Raw genomic sequence first — 10,860 nt, 5'->3', positions numbered from 1 at the left:
TCAGGCGGGTGCGCGCGGCGATGTGTCTACGCGCGGGGGCGGCGTGCCCAGGGGCCGACGGAGGCTCAATGGAGTGGACCGCCGCCTCGTCTGCCGGCCCCCCCACGGCTCTGTCGACGTGCGGGGCGACTAGCTCCAGCTGGCGTGCAGCGGCTTGCCCTCGGCGTAGCCGGCGGCGGACTGGATGCCGACCACGGACTTCTCCTCGAACTCGGCGAGCGAGCCGGCACCGGCGTAGGTGCAGGAGGAGCGGACGCCCGCGATGATCGAGTCGATCAGGTCCTCGACGCCCGGACGGGACGGATCGAGGAACATCCGCGAGGTGGAGATGCCCTCCTCGAACAGCGCCTTGCGGGCACGGTCGTAGGCGGACTCGTCGGAGGTGCGGTTCTTGACGGCGCGCGCGGAGGCCATGCCGAAGGACTCCTTGTACGCACGCCCCTGGGCGTCGTGCTGGAGGTCGCCCGGGGACTCGTACGTACCGGCGAACCAGGAGCCGATCATCACGTTGGACGCACCGGCGGCGAGCGCCATGGCCACGTCGCGCGGGTGCCGGACGCCACCGTCGGCCCAGACGTGCTTGCCGTACTTCTTCGCCTCGGCGGCGCACTCCAGGACGGCCGAGAACTGCGGGCGGCCGACGCCGGTCATCATGCGGGTGGTGCACATGGCGCCGGGGCCGACGCCGACCTTGATGATGTCCGCGCCCGCCTCGATGAGGTCCTTGACGCCCTCGGCGGCGACGATGTTGCCCGCGACGATCGGGACCTGCGGGTCGAGCGCCCGTACGGTCCGGATGGCGGAGATCATCGACTCCTGGTGGCCGTGCGCGGTGTCGATGACGAGCGTGTCCACGCCCGCGTCGAGGAGCTGCTTGGCCTTGCCCGCCACGTCGCCGTTGATGCCGACGGCGGCGGCGATGCGCAGCTGCCCGTTCTTGTCGACGGCGGGGCTGTAGAGCGTCGCGCGCAGCGCGCCCTTGCGGGTGAGGATGCCGACGAGCTTGCCGTCGGCGTCGACGGCCGGGGCGTAGCGGCGGTTGGCGGCGTCGAGGGTGTTGAACGCCTCGCGCGGGTCGATGTCGGCGTCCAGGAGCAGCAGGTCCTTGGACATGACCTCGGAGAGCTGGGTGAAGCGGTCGACGCCGGAGAGGTCGGCGTCGGTGACGACACCCACCGGGCGGCGGTTCTCGTCGACGACGACACCGGCGTCGTGGGCGCGCTTCGGCAGCAGCGAGAGCGCGTCGGCGACGGTCTGGTGCGGCTCGAGGACGATCGGGGTGTCGAGCACGTGGTGGCGGCTCTTGACCCAGGCGATGACGTCGGTGACGACCTCGATCGGGATGTCCTGCGGGATGACGACGAGGCCGCCGCGGCGGGCGACGGTCTCGGCCATCCGGCGGCCGGCGATCGCGGTCATGTTGGCCACGACGAGCGGGATGGTCGTCCCGGATCCGTCCGGCGAGGAGAGGTCCACCGCCTGGCGGGAACCGACGGCCGAGCGGCTCGGCACCATGAACACATCGTCGTACGTCAGGTCGTAGGGCGGCTTGACGTCATTGAGGAAACGCACGTGCTGACATCCCAGTCGTTCGGATCGGCCCCTAGGCATTTCAGCCAGGGGAAAAAGCACGTAGTTCATTGTCCCACGCCCGCGCGGATACCGGACCCGGGCTAATCGTCCGAGCCTTGCGGGGGCTCGCTTGTCGGATCCTCCAGACGCGTGCGCGAGAGGAGGACCGTGAGGCCTTCGACGCTGGCGCGGGCCGCCGCGGAGAACACCTCCTCGGCGACCGCCCATTCGTCGGGACGGGCCTCGGCATAAGCCTGCCAGCCGGTCACCACGATCGCCATGGGGCGGCGCATATCGGCGAGGGAGTCGGCGAGGGCGTCCCAGTTGCGCCCGAACCCGACGGGCAGCGGGAGAGCGCGCGCACAGCGGTTCATGAGGGCGGCCTTGTCGGTGACGCCGTGCAGGTCGAGCACGACGGGGCGGGAGAGGTCGGGGGCCCCGTGGCCCGTGCGATGGGTCGCGCTCATGAGCCGACCACCTCCCGGAAGCTCTGGTAGTGGTCGTCGGTGTAGTACGTCTCCCCGCTCCGGCCGGTGACGATGCGCCGGGCACCGCGGTCGCGTTCGCCGGGCGTCCGGACCGTGTACTCGCGGTAGTGACCGCGCGGCCGCTGGGGCAGGAGCCGCTCGAAGTTTCCGAACACGGCCCCGTCCCTGGCGTACGGGAAGGGCCCGCCCCGCTCGATGAGCGCGAGCGTCTCCCGTGCCTCCGGGGGCAGGTCCGCTGCCTGGACCACCGGCAGCGCGGAGGTCCCTCCGACCGATGCCGAGACGAGGGAGGTCCCGCCGCGCGGGGCCCGGTCGGCCTCGCCGCCCGAGCATCCGGTGAGGAGGAGCGAGAGGCCGGCGAGCAGCGCGAGCGCGGCCCGTGCGCAGCTGAGGATCATGCCCCCGATGCTGCCACCGCGCCGCCCGCGGCCGACCAGGGGCGCGCCGCCCCACTGCGGCCGGGACCGGACCCCAGCTACGGCCGGAGCCCACCTCGCCGCGGCCGGGGTCAGGCTCCAGCTGCGATCGGGGCCCGCCTCGCTGTGGTCGGGGTGAGACCTCGGCTACGGCCGGAATCCGTCTCGCTGCGGCCGGGGCCCACCCCGCTGCGGTCGGGGTCAGGCCCCGGCTACGGCCGGAGCCCGCCTCGCCGCGGCCGGAGTCCGCCTCAGCTGTAGTCCGGGTCCGTCCGGTCGAGTGCCGGGTGGGTGCCCGGCCTCGACTCGGTGAGCAGGTAGTCCGCCGCCGCCCGATCGGTCACCAGGCTGGTGACGAGCCCGGAACGGAGCACCGCGCCGATCGCCGCCGCCTTGCGCTGACCGCCGGCGATCGCCACGACCTCGGGGATCCGGCGCAGCCGGTCCGCCTCGACGGTGATGCAGCGCTCGCCCAGGTCACGGCCGACCCGGCGCCCCTCGGAGTCGAAGAGGTGCGCGGACATCTCGGCGGCGACGCCGAGCGAGGCGTAGTGGGCGCGCTCCTCGTCGGAGAGCATGTCGTGGACGGTCGAGATGCCCGGCTCCCAGGAGCCGATGGAGACGCAGGCGACGGTCACCTTGTCGAAGTACTCGAAGGCCCGCGCGATGCCGGTCTGGCTGCGGAGCGCGGCCGCCGTCGCCGGGTCGGGGAGCAGCATCGGCGCGTAGATCGGGTGGGCCTCGCCGCCGGAGACCTGGGCGGCGCGGCGGACCGCCTCGACGGAGCCGCGCTCGGCGGTCCCGGCGTCGTACACCCCGGTGAGCTGGACGACCGTGCACGGCGGCAGCCGGTCGAGCGCCGCCGCCATGTGGATGGTGGAGCGGCCCCAGGCCAGCCCCAGGACGTCTCCCTCCGCGACCAGTTCGCCGAGCAGGTCGGCCGCGACCTCGCCGAGGTTCTCCGGGTCGGGCGACTCCTCCTCGCCCTCCGCCGGGGACTCGACGACGACGGCGTGACGGAGCCCGTAGCGGGCGCGGAGCGCGTCGGAGCGCTCGGCGTCCAGCTCGGCCGGCACGCGGATCTCGATGCGCACGAGGTCTCGCTCCAGGGCGGTCTCCAGGACCCGGGCCACCTTGAAGCGGCTCACGCCGAATTCCTCGGCGATCTGGATCTTGGACTTGCCCTCGAGGTAGAAGCGGCGGGCCATGGCCGCCGCCTGCACCAGCTCCGCGGGGCCCATCCGCAGGGCTGACCGTCCCGCCGACATACCCGCCACCGCGATCTCCTCACTGCCGTTCACGTACCGCTGCTTACGTACCGCTGTTTACGTTCACACTCTGGACTCGCCGTTTCATCCTGTCAGATCCGGCGGGCCTTGATCAGTCCTGTCGGCGGCCCGACGGACCGCGTTCATCCGCCGGAGGCTCAGTGGCCACATGCCCACGGGGCGGATGCCGTCACGGCGTCCGCGCGGGCCCTCAGGGAGGCGACGGCCGCGGCCGGGTCCGCCGCGCCGTAGACCGCGGAGCCCGCGACGAAGACGTCCGCGCCGGCCTCGGCGCACCGCTCGATCGTCGACTCGGCGACCCCGCCGTCGACCTGGAGCCACAGCTCCAGACCGTGCTTGGAGATCAGCTCACGGGTGCGACGGATCTTCGGCAGCATGATGTCGAGGAAGGCCTGGCCGCCGAAGCCGGGCTCGACCGTCATGATCAGCAGCATGTCGAGCTCGGGGAGCAGGTCCTCGTACGGCTCGATGGGCGTGGCCGGCTTGAGCGCCATCGAGGCCCGCGCGCCCTTGGCCCTGATCTCCCGCGCGAGCCGGACGGGTGCCGCCGCCGCCTCGACGTGGAAGGTCACCGAACCGGCGCCCGCCTCGACGTACTGGGGCGCCCAGCGGTCGGGGTCCTCGATCATCAGATGGCAGTCGAGGGGGGTGTCGGTCGCGCGGGCGAGCGACTCCACGATCGGCACGCCCAGGGTCAGGTTGGGCACGAAGTGGTTGTCCATCACGTCGACGTGCAGCCAGTCGGCACCGTCGACGGCCTTCGCCTCATCGGCGAGCCGGGCGAAGTCGGCGGACAGGATGCTGGGGTTGATCTGCGCCATGTGCCAAGCCTCCCACGTTCTTGGGTACTTCTTTGCCGCCGAGCCGTTTCGGTTCCGGTCCAGACCACTTTCGGTACGAAGCGACGAGCCCGGGACCCGTACAGACCGGGAGATAGCGGTCGGAGGACCCGGCTCGGGGGCCGGCCGGACAGCGGGACGCTCAGGCGGTCCGGCGGAGCAGCGCCAGGTACATGGCGTCCGTACCGTGCAGATGCGGCCAGAGCTGGACGTCCGGGCCCTCGCCGAGGGCCGGTACGCCCGGCAGCAGCGGGCGGGCGTCGATCAGCTCGGCGCCGCCGACCTTCTTCAGGACGTCGTCGACGACCACCCGGGTCTCGGCCAGGTGCGGCGAGCACGTCGCGTACCCCACGACACCGCCGACGCGCACGGCGCTCAGCGCCTCGGTGAGCAGGGCCCGCTGGAGCGGGGCGAAGCCGTCCAGGTCCTCGGGGCGACGGCGCCAGCGGGCCTCGGGCCGGCGGCGCAGGGCGCCGAGGCCCGAGCACGGCACGTCCATGAGGACCCGGTCGAAGGAGCCGGGGCGCCACGGCGGACGGGTGCCGTCGGCGGCGATGACCTGGTACGGGCCGGGGTTGCCTGCGAGGGCGCGCTCGACGAGGCGGGCGCGGTGCGGCTGCTTCTCGGAGGCGAGCAGGGCGGCGCCGCGCTCGGCGGCGAGGGCGGCGAGGAGGGCGGCCTTGCCGCCGGGTCCCGCGCAGCCGTCGAGCCAGCGGGCGTCGGGGCCGTCGACCGGGGCGTTCGCGAGGGCGATCGCGACGAGCTGGCTGCCCTCGTCCTGGACACCGGCCCGGCCGTCCTTCACCGCGTCGATGGCGCCGGGCTCGCCGCCCTCGGCCATCCGCAGGGCGTACGGGGACCAGCGGCCCGGCAGGGTCTCGGTGGCCGCGGCGAGCTCCTCCGTGGTGGAGCGGCCGGGGCGGGCGACGAGGGTGACCTCGGGGCGCTCGTTGTCGGCCTCCAGGAGGTCCTCGATCCCGGCGCGGCCGCCGCCGAGGGAGTCCCAGAGCGCCGAGACGACCCAGCGGGGGTGCGAGTGGACGACGGCGAGGTTGTCCTCGGGGTCCTTGTCGTACGGCGGGGCGACCTGCGCCACCCAGGCGTCGAGGTCCTGCTGCGAGATCTTCCGCAGGACGGCGTTCACGAACTTGGCCCGTCCGTCGCCGAGCACCACCCGGGCCAGTTCGACGCTGGCGGAGACGGCGGCGTGGGTGGGGATCCTGGTCCCGAGCAGCTGGTGCGCGCCGAGCGCGAGCACGTCGAGCACGGGCGGGTCGACCTCGCGCAGCGGCCGGTCGATACAGGCGGAGATGATCGCGTCGTACGTGCCCTGGCGGCGCAGCGTCCCGTACACGAGCTCGGTCGCGAGCGCCGCGTCCCGCCCGTCGAAGTTCCCGCCCTCGCGGGCCTTCCGCAGCAGCGGCGGCAGCACCAGGTTCGCGTAGGCGTCCCGCTCGTCCACCGCCCTCAGCGCCTCGAAGGCGAGCATCCGGACGGGGTCCTTCTGCGGCCGCCGGTAGGGCTTGGGGGGACGGCGACGTGCCTGCTCGCTCAAAGGTGCTCCGCGTGACGAAATGAGGGGTCGAACCCCCTCAGCGTACGTCCGCTCACGTCCCGCGCGGAAAACGCCCCCGCCGGATCGCCCGGTCCTCGGCCGCGATCAGGCACACGGCCGGCTCCGTGCCGCCGCCGTCCGCCTCGAAGGCGACGAGCACGGGCGGCTCGGCGCCGACGAGACGGGTGGCCTCCGCGCGCTCCCCCGGCGTGGCCTCCCGGAACACCGGGTCCACGAAGTGCGTCGGGCAGCACACGTAGAGGGTGTCCGTGAAGACGACTTCGAGCCCGTGGTGGTACGAGAGATCGTGACCGGCGGCCAGGGTGAGCCGGCTGCCGTCCGTGGTGGCGGACCTCCCAGTCCCACCAGGAGCCTTCGGGGAGCGGCAGCGGCACGGTCAGGCCCCGAGGCGCTCGCCCGGGGCGATCCGGACGCCGCGGGCCCAGTCGGCGGCCTTCATCGGCTTCTTGCCCTGGGGCTGGACCCAGAGGAGTTCGACGGCGTACGAGCCGGTGCCCGCGTACACGTTGTTCTTGCCCACCGCGAGCTCGCCCGGGGCGAGGTCCGTACGGTCCGGCAGCGGGGTGACCTGGATGAGCTTGAGGCGCTCGCCGCGGAAGACGGTCCAGGCACCGGGGGCCGGGGTGCAGCCGCGGACCACCCGGTCCACCCGGAGCGCCGGGGCGGCGAAGTCGACGTGGGCGTCCTCGACCTGGATCTTCGGGGCGAGGGTGACGCCCTCGGCGGGCTGCGGCACGGCCTTCAGGGTGCCGTCCTCGATGCCGTCCATCGTCGCGGCCAGCAGTCCCGCGCCCGCGAACGCGAGCCGGGTGAGCAGGTCGCCGCTGGTGTCGGTCGGCCGGACGTCCTCGGTGACGACGCCGTAGACCGGGCCCGAGTCGAGGCCCTCCTCGATCAGGAAGGTGGACGCGCCCGTCACCTGGTCGCCCGCCATCAGCGAGTGCTGCACGGGCGCCGCGCCCCGCCAGGCGGGCAGCAGCGAGAAGTGCAGGTTGACCCAGCCGCGGGCGGGGATGTCGAGGGCGGCCTTGGGCAGCAGAGCACCGTACGCGACGACCGGGCAGCAGTCCGGCGCGATCTCCCGGAGCCGGGCGAGGAAGTCCTCGTCGCGGGGCCTGACCGGTTTGAGGACCTCGATCCCGGCCTCCTCCGCCCGCTGGGCCACCGGGCTGGCGACGAGCCGCCGGCCGCGTCCCGCCGGGGCGTCCGGCCGGGTGACCACGGCGGCCACTTCGTGCCGGCCGGAGGCGAGCAGGGCGTCCAGGGCGGGTACGGCGACCTCGGGGGTGCCTGCGAAGACGAGCTTCATGGGTGACGACTGCCTGTCTGTCCGGGGGCTTTACGGGCAGCGCACCAGTCTAGGGGCGTCTTGCGGAGGGGGCGTACGGAAGGACGAGCGCCCCGCGCATATGCGTGTACGCCCCCGCAGCGTGACCCAACTCCCGGTGGCGCGTTGGTCAAGAGAGATTGACCGAACAGGGCCGTCGTCCCCCCATGCGGCCCTTACCCCTTACATGCCGGTTCGAGAGGCTTTCACATGGCCGACCACGCAACCCACGACGCCCAGGCTCGGGCGAGTCTGCACCTGCTGGTGCGGGACATCGAGCGGGTCCGGCGGCAGGTGGACGCACTGCGCACGCTCACGGCCCAACTGGGCAATGTCTACCGCCCTCGCCGCTCCGGCCCGTCCACGGGCTTCGTCGTCTACGGGCGGGCCCCCGCCCCGACCGTCCGTCTCGCGCAGGAGCTGCGGGACAGTGTCGAGACCCTGGTGACCGCCGCGGTCGACTTCGACCGCTCGCTCGGTTTCTCCTGGGACGCGGTGGGCTCCGCGCTCGGAGTCACCAAGCAGGCCGTCCACCGCCGCTACGGTGCCCGGCGCGCGCCCCAGCCGGGCGTCGCCGTCGACCAGGACCCGCTCGGGGAGCCGGGCGTGGCCCGCGCGATCCCCTCGGTCCCCACGGCCCGCTCGATGCCCCCGCAGCCCACCTCTGGCAGCGCATCCCTCCGTGAGGACCCGCGCCAGTCGGCCTTCCCGGGCCCGCGCAACGGCTGACCCGGGCACACCCGAACGGCCGCCCACCCCCGCGGGGACGGGCGGCCGTCCCGTGTGTCCGGGCCGCGTACGCCCTGCCCGCTGTCCCGCGTCCCTGGCCGTGCCCGCCGCCCCCGGCCCGACCCGTCGTCACCTCCCCCCGCGCCGACGCCTACCGGCCCCGCCCGATCCGCCGTCAGCCGCGTCACCCGTCCACCGTCAGTCCCCGTCACCCGTCCGCCGACCCGCCGTCAGCCGCCGTCGCCGGTCCCGCGATCCGCCGTCAGCCGATGTCCGGCGGGTCCACCCTGATCCGCACCGGGTCCCCGCCGCCGCGGGCGAGCCGGCCCGCCCGCGCCTGCTTGAGCGCCGCCGCGAGCGCCGCTCCGCTGCCCGGCGGGACCCGGACCAGGGCGCGCTCCCACTGCTCGCCCGGCGGCGGGTCCCCCGGCCTGCGCGGCCCGCCGGGCCGTACCACCGGCAGCGGGACCGGGCCGAGCACCTCGGCGTCCGAGGGCAGCGCGGTCGCCGCCAGGAGACTCTCCACGGCCTCCGGGGGACCCGTCACCGCTGCCATCCGGGAGACCGGCGGGAACCCCAGCTCGGCCCGCTCGGCCAGCTCCCGCTGGGCGTGCCCGACCGGGTCCCAGCGGACCAGCGCCTGGACCGGCCGGAGCGTCGGCTCGGCGACCACGACGACCGTGCCGCCCTCGGACTGGCCCCGTACGAGCGAGGCGGCGTCGATCCAGCGGCGCAGCGCCTCCTCGCCCGCGCGCAGATCGGGCCGGCCGAGCATGGCCCAGCCGTCGAGGAGCAGCGCGGCCGCGTAGCCGCCCTCGGCGACGGGCTCGGCGCCGGGGGTGGAGACGACGAGCGCGGGGCGGCCCGGCACGCTGTCCAGGACGTGGTCACGGCCCGAGGTGCGGACCGGCACCGCAGGGAACGCCCGGCCGAGCTCCTCCGCCGTCCGCCGCGCGCCGACCACCTGGGCCCGCAGCCTGGTCGAGCCGCATTCCACGCAGTGCCAGTCGGGGGCGCCGCGCCCGCACCAGCCGCAGCACAGCTCCCGCTGCCCGGGGGCCTCCAGGGGGCCGGCGCAGTGGCGGCAGCGGGCGGGCGTCCGACACCGCTCGCAGGCCAGCCTCGGTACGTAACCGCGCCGGGGGACCTGGACGAGCACCGGGCCGGTCCTGAGCCCCTCCCGTACGGCCTGCCAGGCCAGCGACGGCAGCCGGGCGGCGCGGGCGGCCTCGTCGCGGGCGAGTTCGCCGTCGCCGACGGTCCGGATCAGCGGGGCGGCCCTGCGGACCTGCTCGCGTCCGGCGCTCAGCGCCTTGGCCCAGCCGGACTCGACGAGCTGGGCGGCCTCGACGGTGCAGCTGGTGCCGCCGAGGAGAAAGGCGCACCGGTCGTGGGCGGCGCGGAGCAGCAGCACGTCGCGGGCGTGGGGCTGCGGGGCGTGCGGCTCGCTGTGGCTGCCGTCACCGTCGTCCCAGATGACGACGAGTCCGAGGTCGCGGACGGGGGCGAACATCGCCGCCCGGGTGCCGACGACGGCCCGCACCGCGCCGCGCCGCACCGCGAGCCACTGCGCGTACCGTTTCTCGGGCCCCGCCTCGGCGGTGAGCAGCGCGTGCCGCCCCTCCCCCAGGACCGCCGTGAGCGCCGCGTCGGCCCGTCCCGCCGCCCGTCCGTCGGGTACGACGACGAGCGCGCCCCGGCCGGAGGCGAGGGTCGCGGCCACCGCGCGGGCGATCTCCTCGGCCCAGTGCGGTCCGGGCAGCGCGTTCCACACGGCCCGGGGCGCCCCGCCACGCGCGAGGGAGTCGAGGAAGGCGGGCCCCCGCTCGTACCGCGTCCAGCTTCCCGGCTCCGGTGCGGCCGGCGGCGGCAGCGGCTCCGGCGAGGGGCGGCCCTCGGCCTTGGCGCTGCGCGGTGGTACGGCGAGCTGGAGGACGTCCGCGAGGCTCCCCGCGTACCGGTCGGCGACCGCGCGGGCGAGCCCGAGCAGTTCGGGGCCGAGGACGGGCTCGGGCGAGACGATGTCGGCGAGCGCGGCAAGGGGTCCCGAGTAGTCGGAGGTGGCACGGCGCTCGACGAGGAAGCCGTCGATGAGCCGCCCGCCCTCCCGCCGGCCGTTCTTGACCTGGTGCGCGCCCGCGCCGAACCGCACCCGCACCCGCACCCCGGGCCGGGCGGCCTCGTCGAGCTCCTCGGGCACCGCGTAGTCGAAGAACTGGTCGAGGTGGAGCGAGCCCTTGTTCACCACCACCCGCGCCACGGGCAGTTCCTTGGCGAGCGCGGCCCCCCGCCAGGTCCGCGGCTTGGCCCGCGGCACCTTCGCCTTCCGCACGGTCTCGCGGATGAGCGCGAGCTGCTCGTGCTCGGCGGACTCCTCGGACCTGTCGTTCTCGCTGCTCACAGCCCCATACCTACCAGACGCCACCGACAGCGGGGCAGAGCGAAGCCCGGTGCCCCCGCGAGGGCACCGGGCTTCGGTCGCGTACGGCCGGGGCCTACAGGCCGGCGGCCTGCTTCAGGGCGTCCACGCGGTCGGTGCGCTCCCAGGTGAAGTCCGGCAGCTCGCGGCCGAAGTGGCCGTAGGCGGCGGTCTGGGCGTAGATCGGGCGCAGCAGGTCGAGGTC

11 protein-coding genes are annotated in these 10,860 nt (G+C 74.7%); 1 reads left to right on the top strand and 10 read right to left on the bottom strand.

The window, feature by feature from the left end:
- Positions 1-129: 129 nt before the first annotated feature.
- The 8 genes from ACFWUY_RS39225 to fmt all read right to left on the bottom strand — a co-directional run bounded on the left by ACFWUY_RS39225 (position 130) and on the right by fmt (position 7,489).
- Entirely contained in the window at positions 130-1,572 is a 1,443-nt protein-coding gene (locus tag ACFWUY_RS39225) for a GuaB1 family IMP dehydrogenase-related protein (protein ID WP_384121352.1), read from the bottom strand.
- A 101-nt stretch (positions 1,573-1,673) separates the two neighbouring features.
- A complete protein-coding gene (locus ACFWUY_RS39220) occupies positions 1,674-2,039 on the bottom strand; it encodes a barstar family protein (RefSeq protein WP_384121349.1) in 366 nt (121 codons plus the stop codon).
- The gene (locus ACFWUY_RS39215) at positions 2,036-2,458 is read right to left on the bottom strand and encodes a ribonuclease domain-containing protein (protein WP_384121347.1); all 423 of its coding nucleotides are present in this window, start codon (positions 2,456-2,458) and stop codon (positions 2,036-2,038) included. Before ACFWUY_RS39215 ends, ACFWUY_RS39220 begins: the two co-directional genes overlap by 4 nt.
- A 269-nt stretch (positions 2,459-2,727) precedes the next feature.
- Complete coding sequence (locus tag ACFWUY_RS39210; RefSeq protein ID WP_384121345.1) at positions 2,728-3,777, bottom strand: sugar-binding transcriptional regulator; 1,050 nt, start codon at positions 3,775-3,777, stop codon at positions 2,728-2,730.
- A gap of 125 nt (positions 3,778-3,902) precedes the next feature.
- Complete coding sequence (rpe, locus tag ACFWUY_RS39205) at positions 3,903-4,586, bottom strand: ribulose-phosphate 3-epimerase (RefSeq protein WP_030204447.1); 684 nt, start codon at positions 4,584-4,586, stop codon at positions 3,903-3,905.
- A 160-nt stretch (positions 4,587-4,746) separates the two neighbouring features.
- Complete coding sequence (locus ACFWUY_RS39200; protein ID WP_384121343.1) at positions 4,747-6,159, bottom strand: RsmB/NOP family class I SAM-dependent RNA methyltransferase; 1,413 nt, start codon at positions 6,157-6,159, stop codon at positions 4,747-4,749.
- A 52-nt stretch (positions 6,160-6,211) separates the two neighbouring features.
- Positions 6,212-6,415 carry a hypothetical protein gene (locus ACFWUY_RS39195; RefSeq protein ID WP_384121341.1) on the bottom strand — a complete coding sequence of 68 codons (204 nt, stop codon included), beginning with the start codon at positions 6,413-6,415 and terminating at the stop codon, positions 6,212-6,214.
- A gap of 141 nt (positions 6,416-6,556) precedes the next feature.
- Positions 6,557-7,489 (bottom strand): methionyl-tRNA formyltransferase, encoded by a 933-nt coding sequence (fmt, locus tag ACFWUY_RS39190; protein WP_384121339.1) that lies wholly within the window; start codon positions 7,487-7,489, stop codon positions 6,557-6,559.
- A gap of 228 nt (positions 7,490-7,717) precedes the next feature.
- Between fmt and ACFWUY_RS39185 the strand changes: the two genes are divergently transcribed.
- A complete protein-coding gene (locus ACFWUY_RS39185; protein ID WP_384121337.1) occupies positions 7,718-8,236 on the top strand; it encodes a hypothetical protein in 519 nt (172 codons plus the stop codon).
- A gap of 262 nt (positions 8,237-8,498) precedes the next feature.
- On the opposite strand, the gene ACFWUY_RS39180 is transcribed toward ACFWUY_RS39185, so the two are convergent.
- Together ACFWUY_RS39180 and ACFWUY_RS39175 are read right to left on the bottom strand one after the other, a co-directional pair.
- Positions 8,499-10,637, bottom strand: a complete 2,139-nt coding sequence (locus ACFWUY_RS39180; RefSeq protein ID WP_384121335.1) for a primosomal protein N' — start codon at positions 10,635-10,637, stop codon at positions 8,499-8,501.
- Between the two features lie 94 nt (positions 10,638-10,731).
- Positions 10,732-10,860, bottom strand: a 129-nt coding sequence (locus ACFWUY_RS39175; protein WP_384121354.1) for a methionine adenosyltransferase domain-containing protein, incomplete at its 5' end; no start/stop codon positions are given.

The organism is Streptomyces sp. NPDC058664 (assembly GCF_042716635.1).
Taxonomy (GTDB): domain Bacteria; phylum Actinomycetota; class Actinomycetes; order Streptomycetales; family Streptomycetaceae; genus Streptomyces.
Note: the sequence above shows the minus strand (reverse complement) of the source record. Positions and strands in the feature narration are given on the sequence as shown.